Genomic DNA, 19095 nt, shown 5'->3' on the forward strand with positions numbered 1-19095 from the left:
CTATCTGACCCACGTGCTCAACTGCACTCAGTCTAATCGGCATCACTCTGCCCGACCGCCTCTACATCCTGATTATCCGATGTCGATGCGGCATGCTCAATATACGAGAGTCAAGTTTCGCGATGAAGCACTGCGAAAGTTGACTCTGACCCCAGATGACTCTTGTCCGGCCCTTGCCCGGCAAACTTCAACGCTCGATCATGCGGCTCCAGCGGTCGTTCCAGGCGGCGCGGTCTTTGTTGATGACATCCCAATCGACCGTGTTGATGTTTTTCATCAGCTTGTCGATATTGCCGATCTTGGCTTGCACCGATTCCGGGATCTTGACATTCTTGTTGATCGGAATCGCGTTGGCGTATTCCATCGCCTTGGCTTGCGAGCTGGCGCTCAACAGGTATTCCGCCAATTTTTGCGAGAGCTCCGGCTCGGAATTATTCTTCAGCGCGCAAGCGCCCACCATCAACATCACCGCGCCCTCTTTCGGCGTGGCGAATTCGGCGGGGATGCCCTTGGCTTTCAAATTCGCGATTGCGGTTGGCGTCAGCGGGAAAATGGCGGTTTCGCCGGTTTGCACCATCTCGGAGATTTTCGCCGAGCTGGACAGATATTCGAGCACGTTAGGACCGACCGTGCCGCCCCATTTCTGGAAACCCGGCTCGACGTTCTTGTCAGTGCCGCCGACCAGACGGTTAAACATCAGGAAGCTGTGCAGGCCGAAGGTGCTGCTCTGAATCGACTGGAACACCACTTTTCCCTTGTATTTCGGATCGGCGAAATCCATCCAGGAAGTCGGCGCGGCCCAGCCTTTTTCATCAAACATCTTTTTGTTGTAGCCGATGCCGACGGTGCCCAGTTCGATCCCCACCGCCTGGTCATTCGCCATGCGGGCGAAAGGATAGATCTCCTTGAATACCGGCGCCTCTTTCAATTTCTGGCACAAGCCCATGCCGACCGCGCGATACATGACGCCATCGTCGAGAAACACCAGATGCATTTGCGGCTTGTCTTTTTGCGCCGACATCTTGGCCATGATGTCGGCGGAAGTGCCCGGGACCACCACGATCTTGACGTTATTGGCTTTTTCAAAATCAGGGAATATATAGCTGGTGTAATTCTTTTCCATGCTGCCGCCGTTCATGCCGACATACAGCGTGCGTGTTTCGGCGTTACTTGCGGCAGCGACGCCTAATGCCGAAATGAATCCTGCCGCCAGGATAATTTGCTTGAATTTCATGTTGCCATCTCCTCAAAGATTAAACGCCCCCCAATACACCCAATACACCCAATACACCCGATATACCCGATATACCCGACACAGGCCTGCCACCTGTGTAACCTCAATCACATCGATGTCAACGTGGTTAAGGCGACCTCGAATAACTCCTGTTGCGTCATTCCCGCGAACGCGGGAATCCATTTTGATCACTAACTTGGATCCCCGCGTTCGCGGGGATGACAGAGTTTGTAGAGGTGGCCTTAACTTGTACCGCTGAATCTGGCAATGCTGAAAGCCTGGATTGGGGTCGCCGTAGTCTGCTGCACCACCAGCTCCGCCAGCACTTCCCCCACCGCCGGCGCTAACTGAAAGCCGGCGCCGGAAAAACCAAAAGCATGAAACAGGCCAGGAGTCGTAGCACTGGGCCCGAGCACCGGCTGATTATCCGGCAACGCGCCCTCGACGCCAGTCCAGCTGCGAATCACCAAAGCGTTTTGTAGCACCGGAATGAATTCGCAGGCCATTTTCATTGAAGCAAACATGGAGGCACTGCTGGGGCGTGTCGCCCCGATCGCCAACTGCCCTGTGCCGCGACCGCCGCCAAGGATAAAATTTCCACGCGTCACCTGGCGCACATAGAAGCCGCCGCCGACAATGCCGACGTTAGGTTCGACCAGTTTCGGCATCGCTTCGGTCACCCACATATTTGGATAAATCGGATATTCCGGCACATGCTCGCCAAACTGTTCTGCAAACGCGGCGCCCCACGCGCCGGCGCAGTTCAACAGGAATTTCGCTTTTACTTCCAGCCCGTTGCTGCAACGAACCGTAAACCGTTTGCCGTCGAAGCTGGCGGTTTCTACTGTCGTGCCTTCGCGGATGTCGGCGCCGTGGCGCTTTGCCGCCAGTGCAAAAGCCGCAGCCACCAAGCGCGGATTGGCATGGCCGTCGCCGGCGCACAGAGAGCCGCCGGCAACCTTGTCGCCCAGCCACGGGTAACGCTGGCGCAGCACTGCCCGTCCCATGATCTCAAGCTGCAGGCCAAATTCGCTGGCCTGCGCGCGGTAATCCTCCAGCGACGCCAGCTCCTCCTCGTTACGCGCCAGCTTCAGATGGCCGGAGACTATATATTCGCAATCGCTGCCGACCAGTTGCGGCAAGTTCTGCCAGATCGCATGCGAACGCTGCGCCAGCGGCAGTTGTACCGCGGGCCGGCCCTGACGCCGCACCCCGCCGTAATTGACGCCGCTGGCTTGCGCGCCGCACCAGCCCTGCTCCAGCAACAGCACCGAGCGGTTCATGCGGCGCAAGGCCAGCGCCGCCGAGCAAGCCATCAAGCCGCCGCCGATGATGGCGACATCCGCTGTCAAGTGCTCGCTCATGAAATCTCTCGCGCAGAATTGAACTCCACGCCGACCGCCACCGGAAACGGCTTGACCGGCGGCTGCCCGCGCAGCCGTCCGACTTGCGCGATTGATTTGCCGGCGCTGCACGCCAGGATTTCTGCGGCGGCGGCGCTGCAAACCCGTCCCTGGCAACGTCCCATGCCCACCCGGGTCAGCGCTTTGAGGCGGTTTATTTCAACCGTGCCGGCCTGCTCCACGCTATGGCGCAACTCGCCCGCCGTAATTTCTTCGCAGCGGCAAATGATCTCTTCATCGGCACACTCGCGCGCCCATTCGACAGGCACCGGGAATGCCCGCTCCAGCCCGCGGCGAAAGGCTTGAATGCTTTGCAGCGCGCGGTCAAGGCGGCGGCTCTCGCGGACGTCGACCGCTTTTCCCAAGTCTTCAAGCAAAGCCAGCGCGGCGCGCTTTCCCGCCAGTTCGGCGGCGTCTGCGCCGGCGATGCCGCCACCGTCGCCGGCCAGGTATACCCCTCTGACGCTGCTGCGTCCGGCCACATCGCGCTGCGGCAGCCATTGCTGATTGAGTTGATTGAATTCGAAGGCGCAACCGGCCAGATCGGCTAGCTGAGTTTCCGAGCGCAAGCCGAAACCGCTAGCCACGGCGTCGCATTCCAAGGTCTCGGCGCGGCCGTTCTTGTGCCATGTAATGGCTGCCACTTTTTGTTCGCCGGCGACGGCAATCTTTTGCACGCCCTCCACTACCTTGACGCCATGACAGCGCAGCCACGCGAGAAAGTACAAGCCTTTGGCCAAGGTGAGCGGTTGTTTAAGCAGATCAGGCGTGGCCCGCAACTTGCCGGAGAACGCCGCGGTATCCAGCACTGCCGCGATCCTGGCGCCTGCCTTGGCATATTGATAGGCCAGCAGATACAGCAAGGGGCCGCTGCCGACCAGGACCATGCGGCTGCCGATCACGCAGCCCTGTGCTTTCAACGCGACCTGCGCCGCCCCCAGGGTGTACACGCCGGGCAACAGCCAGCCGGGGAACGGCAAAATGCGATCGATGGCGCCGGTGCATAACAGCAGATGCGAATACGGCAGCGACTGCTGCTGGCCGCGGCCCAGCAGATCCAGTTGCCGGCCGGCGCAATTCCACACCAGGGTTTCGGGCAGATAATCGATATCGCTGCGCAGTCTGTCAAATGTACTGTGCAATGCATCCGCCTTGGCCGACTCGCTTCCGTATAACTGCTTTTTCGAACGCACGAATCCGGCGGGCGGCTGGCGATATATCTGGCCGCCGGCGCGCTGGTTTTCATCGACCAGCAGCGGCCGCAAACCGGCCGCCACCAGGATCTCGGCGGCACGCACGCCTGCCGGGCCGGCGCCGACAATCACGATCCGTGGCTCATTCATTATTCGCGCCTCCTGAAACCGAACTCAGCAAGCGCATGCCGCTTTGAATTTCGGTGCTGCAGGCGCGCACCGGCCGGCCGTCTTCAGTGCGCATCCAGCAATCCTGGCAGGCGCCGATCAGGCAAAAACCGGCGCGCGGCTGGCCGCTGAATTCAGACAGCCGCAAGCTATCGGCCTGCGTCAGGACCGCAGTCAATACGGTGTCGCCCGCCAGCGCGGTAACGGCGCGGCCGTCGAGCGTGAAGCTAATCGATTCACGCTGCGTTTCGGCGACTCTGGTAAATAAGCTCATCGCTTTGCTTCCAATTCCTGACATGGTCTCATCCCTGCTGGCCGATCAGCACCTTGTCCAGCCCGTAGACCCGATCCAGCAGCAGCATCGCAGCGCCGGTAATCAAGATCATCAACGCCGACACCGAGGCCATCATCGGATCGATCGATTCGGTGGCGTACATGTACATGCGCACCGGCAAAGTGACGGTAGCCGGGGTGGTCACGAAAATCGACATGGTCAGTTCATCGAAACTATTGATAAACGCCAGCAGCCAGCCGCCGGTAATGCCAGGCAATATCATCGGCAGGGTGATACGCCGAAACACGGTCCAGGCGCCGGCGCCGAGCGATTGCGCCGCCTGCTCGGCGCTTTGATCCATGCCCACCACTGCCGCCAGCACCAGCCGCAATACATAGGGGCTGATCACCACCACATGGGCCACCACCAGCCAGCCGAACGAACCGCTGACACCCATGCTGGCAAACAAGCGCATCAGCGCCACCCCCAGCACCAGGGTGGGAATGATCAGCGGCGACAGAAACAAGGCATTCAGAAAATCGCGGCCGGCAAAACTCAGACGTCCGATCGCCAGGCCGGCCGGCAGCGCCACGCACAGCGAGACCGTGGCCGCTAGCAGAGCCAATAGCAAACTGTTGTTGAACGAATGCACGAAATCGGGATGTTCAAAGATGGCTTTGAACCAGCGCAATGAAGCACCGTGGGTTGGCAGCGACAGCGTGTCTTCCGGCGTAAACGCGACCAGGCACACCACCAGCAGCGGCGCCAGGACGAACGCCACCACCAGTGCATGGAATATCAGTGAAACCGGGCCATTGTTGCGCATGCGATCTGTTCTCCAAATAACTCGACTAGCCCAGCGTTCTGGAATACTTGCGTTCCAAAACCCGGTTGTAACTCAACATGATGAGCAGATTCGCCAGCAGCAAAATGATGGCGATCGATGCGCCCAACGGCCAGTTCAGGGAGCCGAGGAATTCGTCATAGACCGTGGTCGCCACCACTTTCAGGCGGCGTCCGCCCAGCAAGCCTGGAATCGCAAAGGCGCTGGCGCTCAGGCCGAACACGATCAGGCTGCCGGACAGGATGCCGGGCAAGACCTGCGGCAGCACGATCCGCCGCAACACCGTTGCCGGCGAAGCGTTCAGCGACAAGGCCGCCTGGGCGACGGTGGGATCGAGTCTTTGCAACGAGGTCCACACCGGGATCACCATGAATGGCAGCATCACATGCACCAGCGCGATCACGATTGCGCCGGTGGTGTAGAGCAGTTTGAGCGGTGCAAAACCAAACCAGACCAACGTCGAATTGACCAGCCCGTTGGCGCTCAGCAGCATGCTCCAGCCGAAAGCGCGCACCACGACCGACACCAGCAAGGGGCCGAGAATAATGATCAGGAAAATCGAGCGCCACGGTTTCGCCATGCGGCTCAATACATACGCTTCCGGCGCACCGAGCAATATGCAGATGAGCGTGGTTAACCCTGCCACCCAGAAGGTGCGCAAGAAAATCGAATGGAAATATTCATCGCTGAAAACCTGCCAGTAATTATGCAGGCTGAGGCTGGCGCTGATGCCGGCATTCGAATCGAAGCCATAGAAGGACAGCAGCAAGGTCAGCAGCAATGGCGCCAGCACCATCGTGAAAAAAAGGATCATGCCGGGAGCGGTCAGCAGATACGGCAGCGACGGCGACTTAGCCATTCTGTGCCTCACGGTGTTCGCGCTTGACTATGTGCAGCGCATCCGCCGCCCAGCGTAGTGAAACCTCTTCGCCATCGCGGCATGCGGCATTGCCGCAGTTCTGCCAGGTAGCCAGCAAATCGCCGAGGCCGGTATCGATGCGATACAGCCATTGGTTGCCCAGAAACACGCCGGAGCGCACCCGGCCGCGAATGATTTCATCCTGCGGGCTGCAGCGTTCCAGCTTTTCCGGGCGCAGGCACAGCGTGACCCGTTCGCCGATCTGCAGCGTTGCATCGCTGGTGTTCAGCAATTGGCCGTGCACACTGAGTGCCGATCCGTGCCGATTGACGGCGGCAACCTGCCCCTCAAACAGATTGGCCTTGCCGACGAATTGCGAGACGAACTGGTTCACCGGACACTCGTAGGCATCGAACGGTTTAGCGATCTGTATCGCCCGGCCGGCGTCCATGACGACGACCCGATCGCTCATCGACAGCGCTTCCGACTGGTCATGCGTGACCATGATGGTAGTGGTGCCGACCTTGCGCTGGATCTCGCGCAGTTCGAGCTGCATGTCTTCGCGCAATTTGGCGTCGAGATTCGACATCGGCTCATCCAGCAGCAGCACCGGCGGTTCAATCACCAAGGCCCGCGCCAGCGCCACACGCTGGCGCTGGCCGCCGGACAATTCACGCGGATAGCGGTGGCTGAATTTATCCAGATGCACCAGCGACAGCGCCTTGCGCACCCGTTCTGCGCGTTCGGCCGCGGCGATCTGCCGCATTTCCAGGCCGAAGCTGACATTGGCGCTGACCGTCATGTGCGGAAACAAGGCATAGCTCTGGAACACGATGCCCAGGCCGCGCCGGTTGGGTTTCTCTTGGGTGATATCGCGGCCGTCGAGGATCACGCGCCCTGCACTGGCCTCGACAAAACCGGCAATCATTTGCAAGGTGGTGGTCTTGCCGCAACCGGAAGGCCCGAGCAGGGAAACGAATTCACCCTTCTCTACCGTCAGGTTGAGTTGTTCAACCGCGGTGAAGTCACCGTAATGTTTGGATAGGTTTTCCAGCTGTAGAAACGACATCGACTTGTCTCCCATGACGGTCGGTTTTGATCCCAATACGCTTACCACCAAGCTATTTCCGCAATATAGTGAAAAGAAAAATCAGGGTCAATGCAATATTCCATATAGCAGACTAATTATTTGATATATTCCATTTAATGGACAATTATTAGATATATATATAAATTAATTTCATTTGGAGGAAATAGTGAAAGATCAAGATGTTTCTGCCGGAACCAGTCTGCAACGCGGCTTCGCGATTATTCGCGCATTGGCGGCAAGCAATGGCGACGGCGCCAAGCTGACCCATATCGCCAGCGCAACCGGCCTGGCCCAGCCCACCGCGCACCGGATTCTGCGCGCACTGACAGGCGAAGGCGTAGTCGAACAGGACGAACGCAGCAAAGCCTATCGATTGAGCGTGGATTTTTTTTCCTTGGCTGCGCGCGCCGGCCATCGCGGCAATTTGCGCGATATCTGCCGGCCGATCCTGTTGCGGCTGTCAGCCGCGCTGGGCGACACCATGTTCCTGCTGGTGCGCAGCGGCTACGACGCCATGTGCCTGGACCGCAGCGAGGGGCCGTTCCCGATCCGCTCGTTCACCGGCGATATCGGCGGCCGGGTCGCGCTCGGCGTTGGTCAGGGCGCACTGGTGATTCTTGCCTTCTTGCCGGAAGCCGAGCGCGAAGAAATCATCCGCTTCAATCTGCCGCGCCTGCTGGATCTGGGTTTATACGACGAGGTGTATTTGCGCACCGAAATCAAGCGTTCGCTCGAACTTGGTTACGCAGCTAGTCATGGCGTGGGCTTGCTGCCTGGCATGGCCGGGATTGCGGTGCCGGTGCTGGACCGGCAAGGCCGCGCGGTGGCAGCCTTGAGCGTTGCCACGCTGGCAGAAAGATTAAACGCCGACCGCTTGCCGACCGTGGTGCAGATACTCAAGAAAGAAGCAGCGATCGTCAGTGCGCAGATCAATCCGTTCGATCCGGTGTTGCGCCGGCCGGCGCAGATACTCGGCGGCTTGCCGATTGAAGCGCCTAAATGATTTCGCTCTTTGCTTTACTCAGCCGAATGACAAACGACCCGGTCGCAGATGCGAACGAGTCGTTAAATAAAGCCTGATGCTTATCCCGGCCTCGGGCAACTCCTACTGCGTCATTCCCGCGAACGCGGGAATCCATTTTAATCACTAACTTGGATCCCCGCGTTCGCGGGGATGACACAGTTTGTAGAGCTAGCCTTATGTGCCGATGTTGTGCGGCGACAGCATTCTGAAGATGCTGTCGAAGACGGCGTGTTGATGCCGACAGATAAGCCGATAAAGGAGAAGACTCCCAAGACCCAGTCCTATCTGGAAAGTGGCCCCGGCGAAAGGTGAATCTACTCTTGTATCGGCTCGCTGCTGAACAATGATGGCGCAACGATAGCGAAACTCCGAAAAAAAACCATGCACGCAAATACTCGGCGAGACACATCAGGAGAAAAATCAAGGCAGGATTTTTTACTGAAACGGTAAGGAAGATTTGTTCATCTTCCTTGCCTGGAATTGTCGACACGCACATGGTTGTAACGCCGGACGAGCTGTATCCGTATGAGTTCGATCCTCGAGTGACACGCAATCCGCGACACAACGAGATCAAGGAGTCAATTCGCGAACGCGGGCTAGATGCGCCACCGCCGATTACACGACAGCCTGGCGCCGCGCACTACATTATTCACAATGGCGGGAATACACGCCGGGCGATATTGCGCGAACTATGGGCAGCAAAGCACAGAGCGGACACCAACGCCCCTGAGTAATGGAGTCAGGAATTGCTTCCCAGGTGTGTCCGATGCTGCACATCCAACGCAATTTCGTTTGCGAATCGAAATAGTGCACCGAAAAACACCGAGCACAATGTGCCTGGGCCAAGATATCGGGGTGCCGCCTTTTACTAGGAATGAGCCCGAAGAGCCTAGCGGACGTCCAAACCTCAACGCTCTTTCAGTGCCGATAGATCGACTGCTGCACTACTACTTTTCGGGCTGCCCTCTAGCTCGCGTCGCTGCTCGCTCATAAGCCAACGAATTAAAGGCGTCGTAATGAAAGTACTGGCAATTGCCATGATCACTAGCATGGTGAAGATCTGCTTTGGCAGGACACCCAGGTCGTACCCAATATTCAAGGCAATGAGCTCCATCAATGCTCTGGTATTCATGGAGACACCGATGGCCGCTGCGCTGCGTCGACTCTCTCCCATGATCCGGCTGGCGATGTAGGCGCCGCCAAACTTTCCGACAAATGCCAGCAGGCAGACCAATCCGCATATCATCCAGGCACGGGGAGTATCCAACGTCCCGATATCAGTACGCAGGCCTGTATAAGCGAAGAACACAGGAACAAAGAAGACGTAGACAAAGCTGCTTACCCGCTCCTTCCATTTCTCCACAAACTCCCTGTTATCGTGGAGAGCCACGCCGATTACGAATCCACCAATGATGGCGAATATCCCCAGATGGCTAGTAATGGAAGCCGAAATGAAGAGAAGAATCAGCATGTACGCAATGGTCTTGGTATTGAGTCCTTGACCACGAACCATCGTTTTCGACAGCCAACGCAACAGCAGTGGCCTGACTACGATGAATACGATAGCGACATAGGCGACGATAGCGGCGGCATTGAGCGCGAATGAGACGGGTTGGAACTGGGAAACCACGATTGTCGAGACAACCCCAAGCAACATCCATCCCAAGATATCATCGAAGGCGGCAGAGCCAATCGTGATAGCTGCGGTCCGAGTGTGCGAGAGACCAAGTTCCATAAAAATGCGGCCCAAGATAGGGATGGCCGTTATCGACAAGGCAGTAGCAAAGAACAAACGGAACGCTAACAAATTAGGGCGAGGCTCACTGAGCGTATCCCAGAACCAGGCCGCAGCAAAGTAACCCAAACTGAACGGAACAACAATTCCTACGACGCTAATAACGATAATTGCGCTGCGGCCTCGACGTAGATGTTCTTTGAACTCGAACTCAAGACCAATCTGGAACATTAACAGGATCAGTCCGACCTGCGCTATTCCGACAAATATCGAGGAGGTATCCGGTGCAAAAATCGCCTGCATAGCATCCGGGAATATTGCTCCAAGTAGACTCGGTCCAAGGACCACGCCCGCAAGGATTTCTCCGGCGACCGCGGTTTGACCGAGCATCCTGCGACTGATCCAGACGACGATTCTGGTCACGATTAGGATGATGATGAGCTGATACAGAAGTTGCGCCGTAATCTGCTCTGCAGACGATCCAACTGCAGATTGCACCTGCTGCATCAAACCAGCTGATTGTTCGGCCATCGATGCCATTCCATTAGAAGTACTCATGAACTTGCCCTTGCAGATTAAGAAATTTTCGTACGAATGTTCGGGGTTAGGCAGTAGTCGGTGGCATACGCCAGCCACCGAGCGCGCACTCAAGCTCGAGAGCGACAGAGAGGGTTAGATGGTCGGCGCCATGGGGGCCGACGATTTGGACGGAAAGTGGCATCCCCTTCTCGTCCATACCCACCGGGGCGACAGTCGTGGGCATTTCCAATGCGTTAAACAATGCACACAGGCCGATATCGAAAGGACGGAGAATCGTATGCCCATGCAGGGGAGCCGCACGCGAAACCGGGGGTAGTAAAAGCACGCCATCAGTGCCCAGGGTTTCATTCAATCGCGAGCGCAGATCCATACCGAGGGAGTAGTACTCGAACATGGTGGAGCTGCGCATAGGCATCCACCGTTCAGATAGGCAAGCAAGCACAGCAGGGAAAGTGTGATTCGGCCGCCCGATCGAGCGCAGCAAAATTTCTTGGGCGAGTGCCGGAAATTTTCCCTGACCGATCATTGCCCGTATACCAGGTCCGCCGACAGCGCCAACAATCGCAGCCCATATCTTGAAGGCGTGTTGCAACGCGGGATCGCTCCAAGGCAAAACCACAGCCCCGCGCTGTTCGAGCGCACTCGCCGCAATGCGTACTGCCTGGGCCGCGGAGGCTCCCACAGTCCTGTCTTTGCTCAACAGTGGCTCCGGACAGACGAGTACCCGTCGCCCATTTAACATTGAGGAAGTCGGTTCAAGCCTAGGCCGTGACTCCATGTTGAGGTCGCAGCCGTCAGGCCCAGCGATGACCCGCAGGACCAGCATAAGGTCCTCAGCGTGACGGGTGAGTGGACCTGGCGCGAAATACTTGGCCATGCCTTGCGCGCCCTTGCATTGGCGGAACATCTCATCCAGAGGCGTATGCCCAGTCAGCGGAGCAAGACCGCTTGATGGCTTGTGGCCGAAAACGCCGCAATAGGCAGCAGGAATCCGTATCGATCCTCCTCCGTCGGTCCCTAAGCCAAATGACGATCCGCACGCGGCGACAATAGCCGCCTCCCCACCGCTGCTTCCGCCGGCTGTGCGACTTCGATGCCACGGATTTGATGTTCGACCGTAGACGATGTTGTCCGACTCGGGCCACAGTGCCATTTCGGATTGGTTTGTCAGGCCGATCACAATTGCCCCCGCCGCGCGAATTCTGGCAACGACGGTGGCGTCCTGATTGCAGCGTGATCGATTGCGTAGCTTTGATCCGCATGTCTGCGGCAGTCCTTTGAATCCCAACCCTTCCTTGACGGTGCACGGTAGACCATGGAGGGCACCTAGAGGCTCACGACGCAGAGCTTTCTTTTCTGCCAAGCGGGCTTCTTTGAGCGCATCATTAAAACGCTCCACGACTATCGCGTTGAGACGCCCATTCACCTCACGCGCCCGCTCAATGTAGGCGCGTACCACTTCCACTGGCGAAATCTCGAGCGTACGAATCAGCGCTGCGGTCTGCACAGCACTAATCATGAACAAATTGCTGCCTGAAGCGCCGGATGAGGCAGGAGGCAACTGTGGCCTTTTATCCCTTGGGTCAGTCAACTAACGAAACCTCTGTCTGAAGAGGTTTGTGTTGCTCGATGCTCGGCGCCCGTTCACCCGCTTCTTGCATGCTGTTCAGTGGGGGGCAACCGGCACGATCGAATTCGGGGAGCTTGAGGAACTCCCCGCTCGTCTCGAAGGGAGACGCTAGCAGGGACGAAGATGGCCCATACTTGTAGAACAATGAAGGACGCACACGAAGAATCAGTGCACGTATCGCATCTTTCGACGCCCCGAAAAGATGCCGAAATGCCAGCCGCGCATGCGTCGGCGTCGGGCGCCAACGTACAAGCGCCATCAGTTTCAGTCGAAAAACAACGAGCAACCAGAAATAGCGGGAAGCATACCTGGGGCGTGCCGCTTCATCCGCACGATAGAGATCAAAGTTGACGGATCTCGAATACAGATTCGGTAGTAACTGAGGATCCACCGTTGGGTTGCTCATGGCGACAGCGTCCAATAGGCATGGGAAGGGATATGGGGCCGGTTGCTCGTCAACAGAATAACGAGGAAGCAATTCGGCGAACTGGCGGGCCTGGTTTCCATCGAGGAATCCGCCATTCATATACGTTGGCAGAAGAATATGGAAATACGCCATGTTCGCAAACAGCAGAGTCCATGCCATCTTCAACGGATCGTGCATGATCTCGTACCATTTGCTCCATGTGTCCTGCAGAGCAAGCTGCGCCTGAATATGGGCCTCCAGACAATCAACATACGATTGATGAAGGCTGCCGTCCTGGTCTTTCTGAATCATCGCAGCAACGTGGGGAATCTGTTGTGCAACGTACGCTAAGCCTGCACTGTTGGCGGGGTCGAATGTGAACGCTGCGTCACCGATGAGGAACCACCCGTCAACCGAGTAGTGCTTCGTCGATTCATACATATAGTTTCTGTAAGAGTTAACGTCATGCACAGTTCCTGACCGAATCATGTCACCCAAAGCAGAATGATCTTTCTCTATGTGGTTCAAGAAGTCGTCGATGCTTTGTATGTCTTGCTCATGCATATCCGGCCGATAAGTGATGCCGACGCTAACAAAATCTTCACCACTCTCCGAGCGCATCGGAATGATCCAGACCCAATAGCCACGGCCATAGAAGTGGTGCGTGACGTAATAGGGGTCGTAGCAATGATGCTCAACCCGATGCACTTGGATGTTCGCGAGCCGAGTACGATCGAAGCTCTTGAGCCGGAACCAGAAGGAGCTCCGCTGATACGTTGGAGCTTTCTTTAGTTCGAACTTCCGCGCCAAGAATCTATTTCGACCAGAGGCATCAACTACCCAGTCCGCTTCTATAGACCAGGCACCGCCCTCACGCAATTTGATGCCGATCCGATGTAAACGACGCTCCCCAATATTCAACTCGATATCCGTCGCATCGCCGTCTACGAAAGTAATCCCAAGATGTTCATTGATCTGGCGAATGTCCCTATCAAATGTCCATCGATTCAGGTTGAACGCGGGCATGCGGATGACGCCTGGAGCCTCGTGGACGACATATCGAGAGTTCGACGCAGAGGCGAGTTTGAAATAGTAGGTGAGGCCATACTTGTGATAGTGGCGTTCTTCTAGCAGTTGCGAGAGACCCAACGCCTTGAGAAAGTGCGTGGTCAATTCCACGGTCGACTCACCGACCAGTGGGCGAGAACGATCCTGCCTGCCGACCACGACAACTTCGATATTTGGCAACCGCTTGTGAAGGTACATCGCTGCAAGATTACCGGCGACACCAGCACCAATTATGACGATCTTCTTCATGTACTCGGATCCATTCTGCGTCAAGCACTGCTTAAAGGTAGATGCCGACTCCTCGAAAGGAGCCGGCAACAGTATTACAGGGCGAGTAGCACCTTAGTTATTTCTGCAGGCTCCATGCGACGGGTGTAGTCCGCGTCTACAGCAGCGTAGGCAGTCCGACGATCTTTATCAATAATAAATGTTGATGCCAGTGGTAATTCGTAGTTGTCGTCTCCATTGGCGACCGGTAGATCCACTCCAAGAGCGGAATAGATCGGACGCATGTTCTCAGCGAGCGTAAACACCAGTCCATACAAGCGTGCGACGTTGTTGCCGACGTCGCTGAGCACTGCGAACTCAGTAGCCAATTGCTCGGAAGTCTTGCTGGTCGCTTCGGGAGTTTGGGGAGATATAGCTACCAAGGTGGCGCCAGCCGCCTTTATCTGCCCCAGTTCACGTTGTAGTGAAGCTAAGGTGAGATTGCAGAAAGGACACCAGAGTCCGCGATAGAACACGAGGACAACGGGGCCGCGCCCGAGCAGTTCATCGAGGCGTACGAGTTTTCCCTGCGCGTCAGGCAACTCGAACAAGGGAGCCAAGGCTCCAGCCTTCAGTGCCTTGCCCGCAGCTCCCGAGGCCACCAGCGCCTGGGAAGCTTGCCCCATTGCCGATGCTACATCCGCGGGGAGCTTCTCGCCCATTGAGGCTTTCAACGCGTCGATTTCAGATATTAGTGACATTCCAATCTCCTTTTTGAAACAAATAGCCGCTTCTTAGTGACCGGTCATCCCGCCACTTTCCGCAGACTTCTCATGGCCTTTTTGGTGATGCGTAGGGTGGTCGCATTGCCACTGCCTTCCCATCGTTCGCAAAGGTCCTTCACCCATTTCGGCGTTGTCTTACTTGCATCATTCAGCCAATTCGCTACAGAGTCCTGGACGTATCTCGACGGATCCGTCTTCAATGGCTCAAGCAGTGGCTCGGCCACCGAGGGGTTCGACTTCAAGAGCCCGATGTGTTTGCTCCAAACGCCACAAGGACGCGTGCTCTCGACCGCAAATCGCCGCACGTTAGGGTCTTGCTCTGCGGTCCATGGCACCAACAGCTTCACTGCCTCGATCACGTCTTCAGCAATGTAGGGACGTACCGCCATCCATGCCCATTCACGGACGCCAAAGTGGGAATCCGCGGCGAAGGGCCGTGCCGACTCCAGGCGCTCCGATAGCGGAATATCAATAGCCGCTCGAATTGAAGCGAACGCCGCCCAAGAGCGCACAGTGTCCGAGGGGTGCTGGATCAGTTGTTTCAATACCGTGCCTCCCGACGCTTTTTTTCGTCCGCGGAGCATCTGATCAAGCGCACTGCCTATGGCCGGGAGTTGATGGCTGATCCCCTTGCCTTCAACCAGGCGCAGAACTGCAACAACGTGAGCAACGTCGTCACCAAATCCCAATGAGGGGAGCACTGCCTCAAGTAGAGATGCCTGATTGATGGCCAAGCACTCCGCTAGGTTTGTGGTCTCGCCGAGGCCGCGTTCAAGTTCTGCAATTCTTTCAGGTGAAACACTAGACATGATGAGGCTCCTTCTGGATCGTGGTGATGGCAACTGCCTGCTCCTCGAACGGTAATGTCCACCGCCCGGGTGAAATCAGATCCAACGGGTCTAGTGCATCCTTAATCTTCTGTGCCGTTCGCCAGAACGGTGTCTCACTGTTCGTCACCATCGCCGCGTATCTGGGGTGGAGTCGGTACGGGAGAAAGCCTGCCCTGCGGCCCTCGGCGAAAAGTGCTCGCCAGCATTTATCAGCCCGACGTGCGGATTCGGCACAAGTGGCATCGAATAGCAGAGGCAGAGTGCAGTCGAAGCTGCGCTCGGAAACACTGGTTAAGGTGATGGGAGCCTCGAACGCGTGCGCCGCGCAAATAGCGCGTACAAGATCAACGAATCGGCGAGCGTCCGCTGCGCGAATAGGAACGATCGGTGCGTACCAGAGTAATCCGCATCGGTCTCGTGCCGGATCGAGATCGCGGTCCGGCGGCATCCCGCTCTTCCAATAGGCCAATGGCAGAGCCAACTCATTGGGCCGGCCCTCAAGCAGAGCCAAACCTTGGCGCATCGTTTCAAGTGTTCGAGCGAGACGCCGTGACCGGTTCCCGGGTATCCATCTGGTCAATGCGGCAATTCGCCTAGCCTTGGTCGAACTCATGAAGAGCACGCGACCGGCAACGCGAGATAAAGCGGATCGGATCGCCTTCCGACTCGCGGCGACGTGGCGACGCGACCCGTAAATTGCACCAACCCCCATCCACGGCGCCGCTCCTGCACGACGGGCCAACCTTTCGATAACCTCTGCCGCCAGAATCTGACCTTTATCAGCCTGCCCCTCCGGAAATCTCTCCGACATTGCCAGAAATCGGGAAGCGCTCATTAGATTGATGCCACCGACGTTGGAGCCTTCTTGCTGAAGAATCCCACGCACTGAGTTCACAGCAACTTCCAGATCAGCATCAGAGTCGATCCAGAAGTAGAAGGCCTCGACGTGTTCTGGCCGTCGTGCCAGTGCAACAGTCATACCAGTCACTATGCCGATATTGCCCTGAGAAAAAAGTCCGTCGACGTAGGGACCTACCCCCCACTTGAAGCCGTTTGACACGCCGGCGTCCATCATGGGTGAGCGATAGACCGTTCCGTCGGGTAGAACTGCTTCGATAGCGACAACGGCGGCAAAATGATCTGCGATCGGCGTAAGGCCATAGCCTCTTTCCAGCGCATTGCCAAGTAGGCTACAGCGCGGGCCAGCTCCCGTGGTGGGTACCATGAAAGATAGCCCCCGCTCTTCCAACCAGGACTGTAAGACGCCCTGTGTGACGCCTGGCTCCAAAGTTGCCAGGCCTAGCTCGACATCAAACTCCCGAATATGGCTCATTAGGGAAAGATCGACGATCGCGCAACCATCCTTTGGAGCGTTCGCTGTTCCATACCCCCAATTTCGCCCTGTGCTAACGGGATAGAGCGGTATAAGAAACTGCACGGCTATCCGTACGACTTGCTGCACCTCACCGAGCGTGGCCGGAAGCAGGATGGCAACTGGACTCGTCGAGAAGTCACTGGTGTCCAAGCTATAGACTCGCAATGCATCGTTCTCGAACTGGACCGCGTCATCACCCAGTGCCTTCCTCCAGGCACACAGCGCGCCCTCAATTCGGTTTGTCATTGCATTCATATCGACCCCGTATTACAGCGCGTTGCGCAGACCACCAAGATTTAAGAAGAGAGAAAGCTGGCGCACATCCGCCTTGCGAGCCCTAGGAAGCGCGTGGAATCGCCGCTTCAATTCCGGCTTGGCGGCCAACAGCTTTTGGCAGTGCCCAGGGGTTTTCACAACCACTTGAAACGGACTCACCACTGTCGCGTAAACACGCCCTCTACCGCGTAGAAAGCAAAGAACAGCGCGTTCAAAGTCAGCTTTCGTGAATGCCGCATGCAGGGAGTGGTAATAGTCGTCGATCAGTTCCTGACTCTCTCCTTCCGTGGCGCGACCAACGAAGTACGGGATGGATTCCGCGTTGCGCAACCGACCAAAGTCGTTGAAATACACTCGACCATTGGGTTTGAGGACACGAGCTATTTGCTCGAATGTCCTGTCCAAACACTCCTCGTCGGGAAGGTGGTGAAATGCCATCGATGACACGGCCACGTCGATGCTCTGATCAGGAACCCCCACCAACGTCGTCATGTCCGCATACTTAAGCTCCACGTTGTAGATTCCTTTGGCCCTCAGCATCTTTGCGGCCTGGTCGAGCATTGGCTGAGAGAGGTCCACACCAACAAACTCAGCGCGAGGGTTCAGCTCTGCCAATTGGCCCAGGAGATTCCCTGGCCCACAGCCAAGATCCAGCACCACATCACCCGGATGAACGAGTTGGCACATATGAGCGAGGTGATAGAGGTAGGCGCCGGACAAAGCCCCATTCTGACGGCCGCCATTGGTGTATGCCGAGACAGCCTCTCGCTCATTCATAATCTGGCAAGGCTCAGGAGTGCGAGCTAAAGGATCCCGCTCAAAGATTTCTCGCGCGATTATTCTTAGCAGCTCAGGTACGGGCATTCCTCATCTCCAGCAAATAAAGTCGTCTTAATTCGAAGTCACGAGATTTCATCCCGCACTGCGGCCAAGGTCTTGCTGCAATTCGTCGAGTCCTGGATAGAGGCCCAAGAGAACTCGGCGCACCTGTATCGGCAGGCTACGGAGCTCAACCCGGCAGGCGAGCAGATGTGCATCTACCTCTTCCTCCGACCAGGAGGGAGGCCGCGAAAGGTCGTACGGAAAATGTTGGGAGGAAGGAAGATCGACGCAGCCCATAACCTCCTTGACAAAGAACTGATACAGATTGGTTCTACTTCCGGCCATAGAGAACTCCATCGTTGCGCGATCATAAATGCGACGATATCGATGAAGTGCACCGGCCAGATCAATTTGCAGCGGTGTCGAAAGGGCGCCATTCAAAGCATGGTATTTCTGGTCAGGCCCAAGACGCTCGAATAGGAGGCCATTGCAGTAGAAGTTGCGAACGCGAGGATGCACAGCAACAACCAAGTTCTCAAGCATGCGATGGTGCCGTGCCCAGCGAAACAACGCGTTGTAGAGCATCAGCGGGACTCCCCGCCCTCTAGCTTCCGGCGTCACTGAGAGCGTCCCAACCTCGGCGAACCGTCTATTCTTGTGGCGCAGTCCGGCGACTTCAGCAGGATGGATAACCTCCATAGGCAGCCCAATAGGGGAGTCCTCCACCAAGGAAATCGTGCCGATGACTCGCCCTTCCTTCTCTGCAATGAGGGTGGAAGATCCCGGCAGAACGTGGAAAGGAGAGAACCGTAGCCCTGACCGCGTCGGCGTTGAAATGCCGCGATCAACATAGGAGGCCTGGACCAACCGAAACGCTTGTTCGCGCTCATCAGACGAGTTGGCCAGCTTAATACGGACACCATTTAGCTCGTCCGCCCCCACCTTGACACGGCGAACGAACTCGCGTCGGTACCATGATGCGGGAACAAACGATTGCAGGGACCAGCGTCCTTTTTTGACGTGATCGGCGACGACCTCAATAGCAATTTTTGGCGAGGTTGACCCCCTACTACTACCCATCAAAAGCATAGTTTTCTCCTTCTCTGACGGAACTCCCCAGCCAAGAACCAGCGTCATAGTCGTTGCCTATGAGGCCTACCTTCCGAACTTACAATTGTAATTTGCCACAATATTGTATGGTGGCGAATTATATAATCGGAGTTTCAAAATTGTCAACAAGATCAGCCCACTTTGAGCAAGTTCGAGACGTTAATTAGGAACAGTCTGATGAGACTGGGGCCGCCCTCGTCAACACTCCGTTAGAGGATGAAG

The 19095-nt window shown here is 56.7% G+C and carries 17 protein-coding genes and 1 pseudogene; 2 read left to right on the forward strand and 16 right to left on the reverse strand.

Features of this window, described 5'->3' with window-relative positions; genetic code table 11:
• Positions 1 to 187: 187 nt before the first annotated feature.
• The 7 genes from KHU33_RS11055 to KHU33_RS11085 all read right to left on the reverse strand — a co-directional run bounded on the left by KHU33_RS11055 (position 188) and on the right by KHU33_RS11085 (position 7044).
• Positions 188 to 1234 carry an ABC transporter substrate-binding protein gene (locus KHU33_RS11055; RefSeq protein ID WP_211462907.1) on the reverse strand — a complete coding sequence of 349 codons (1047 nt, stop codon included), beginning with the start codon at positions 1232 to 1234 and terminating at the stop codon, positions 188 to 190.
• A 242-nt stretch (positions 1235 to 1476) separates the two neighbouring features.
• Complete coding sequence (locus tag KHU33_RS11060) at positions 1477 to 2598, reverse strand: NAD(P)/FAD-dependent oxidoreductase (RefSeq protein ID WP_211462908.1); 1122 nt, start codon at positions 2596 to 2598, stop codon at positions 1477 to 1479.
• Positions 2595 to 3980 (reverse strand): FAD/NAD(P)-dependent oxidoreductase, encoded by a 1386-nt coding sequence (locus tag KHU33_RS11065; protein WP_211462909.1) that lies wholly within the window; start codon positions 3978 to 3980, stop codon positions 2595 to 2597. The genes KHU33_RS11060 and KHU33_RS11065 overlap by 4 nt, the downstream gene beginning before the upstream one ends.
• Positions 3973 to 4272, reverse strand: coding sequence for a (2Fe-2S)-binding protein (locus KHU33_RS11070; protein ID WP_211462910.1), 300 nt, complete (start codon positions 4270 to 4272; stop codon positions 3973 to 3975). The genes KHU33_RS11065 and KHU33_RS11070 overlap by 8 nt, the downstream gene beginning before the upstream one ends.
• A gap of 28 nt (positions 4273 to 4300) precedes the next feature.
• Complete coding sequence (locus tag KHU33_RS11075; protein ID WP_211462911.1) at positions 4301 to 5098, reverse strand: ABC transporter permease; 798 nt, start codon at positions 5096 to 5098, stop codon at positions 4301 to 4303.
• A gap of 25 nt (positions 5099 to 5123) precedes the next feature.
• Entirely contained in the window at positions 5124 to 5975 is an 852-nt protein-coding gene (locus KHU33_RS11080) for an ABC transporter permease (protein WP_211462912.1), read from the reverse strand.
• Complete coding sequence (locus tag KHU33_RS11085) at positions 5968 to 7044, reverse strand: ABC transporter ATP-binding protein (protein ID WP_211462913.1); 1077 nt, start codon at positions 7042 to 7044, stop codon at positions 5968 to 5970. The genes KHU33_RS11080 and KHU33_RS11085 overlap by 8 nt, the downstream gene beginning before the upstream one ends.
• A 187-nt stretch (positions 7045 to 7231) precedes the next feature.
• Here KHU33_RS11085 and KHU33_RS11090 point away from each other — a divergent pair, with 187 nt between their 5' ends.
• Together KHU33_RS11090 and KHU33_RS26370 are read left to right on the forward strand one after the other, a co-directional pair.
• Complete coding sequence (locus tag KHU33_RS11090) at positions 7232 to 8068, forward strand: IclR family transcriptional regulator (RefSeq protein WP_211462914.1); 837 nt, start codon at positions 7232 to 7234, stop codon at positions 8066 to 8068.
• Positions 8069 to 8508: 440 nt separating this feature from the next.
• A pseudogene (locus KHU33_RS26370) lies at positions 8509 to 8787 on the forward strand (ParB family protein); the annotation flags it as partial.
• Here KHU33_RS26370 and KHU33_RS26955 read toward each other — a convergent pair.
• From KHU33_RS26955 to KHU33_RS11135, 9 genes are all read right to left on the reverse strand, one after another.
• On the reverse strand, positions 8735 to 8866 hold the full coding sequence (locus KHU33_RS26955; RefSeq protein WP_456236949.1) for a hypothetical protein: 132 nt from the start codon (positions 8864 to 8866) through the stop codon (positions 8735 to 8737). The pseudogene KHU33_RS26370 and the gene KHU33_RS26955 overlap by 53 nt on opposite strands.
• Positions 8867 to 8996: 130 nt before the next feature.
• Positions 8997 to 10382 carry a cation:proton antiporter gene (locus tag KHU33_RS11100; protein ID WP_211462916.1) on the reverse strand — a complete coding sequence of 462 codons (1386 nt, stop codon included), beginning with the start codon at positions 10380 to 10382 and terminating at the stop codon, positions 8997 to 8999.
• A gap of 46 nt (positions 10383 to 10428) precedes the next feature.
• Positions 10429 to 11883: an amidase gene (locus KHU33_RS11105; protein WP_211462917.1), complete on the reverse strand. Its 1455-nt coding sequence runs from the start codon at positions 11881 to 11883 to the stop codon at positions 10429 to 10431.
• 64 nt (positions 11884 to 11947) lie between these two features.
• On the reverse strand, positions 11948 to 13717 hold the full coding sequence (locus KHU33_RS11110; RefSeq protein ID WP_211462918.1) for an NAD(P)/FAD-dependent oxidoreductase: 1770 nt from the start codon (positions 13715 to 13717) through the stop codon (positions 11948 to 11950).
• A gap of 74 nt (positions 13718 to 13791) precedes the next feature.
• Positions 13792 to 14436, reverse strand: coding sequence for a peroxiredoxin-like family protein (locus KHU33_RS11115; protein WP_211462919.1), 645 nt, complete (start codon positions 14434 to 14436; stop codon positions 13792 to 13794).
• Positions 14437 to 14480: 44 nt separating this feature from the next.
• Positions 14481 to 15269 carry a DNA alkylation repair protein gene (locus KHU33_RS11120; protein ID WP_211462920.1) on the reverse strand — a complete coding sequence of 263 codons (789 nt, stop codon included), beginning with the start codon at positions 15267 to 15269 and terminating at the stop codon, positions 14481 to 14483.
• The gene (locus KHU33_RS11125) at positions 15262 to 16920 is read right to left on the reverse strand and encodes an FAD-binding oxidoreductase (RefSeq protein ID WP_211462921.1); all 1659 of its coding nucleotides are present in this window, start codon (positions 16918 to 16920) and stop codon (positions 15262 to 15264) included. The genes KHU33_RS11120 and KHU33_RS11125 overlap by 8 nt, the downstream gene beginning before the upstream one ends.
• 12 nt (positions 16921 to 16932) lie before the next feature.
• Positions 16933 to 17805, reverse strand: coding sequence for a class I SAM-dependent methyltransferase (locus KHU33_RS11130; RefSeq protein WP_230414189.1), 873 nt, complete (start codon positions 17803 to 17805; stop codon positions 16933 to 16935).
• A 48-nt stretch (positions 17806 to 17853) separates the two neighbouring features.
• Positions 17854 to 18900 (reverse strand): GNAT family N-acetyltransferase, encoded by a 1047-nt coding sequence (locus KHU33_RS11135; RefSeq protein WP_211462922.1) that lies wholly within the window; start codon positions 18898 to 18900, stop codon positions 17854 to 17856.
• Between the last annotated feature and the right edge of the window lie 195 nt (positions 18901 to 19095).

This window comes from Collimonas silvisoli (assembly GCF_018305005.1).
In the GTDB taxonomy this organism is placed as follows: Bacteria; Pseudomonadota; Gammaproteobacteria; order Burkholderiales; family Burkholderiaceae_D; genus Collimonas; species Collimonas silvisoli.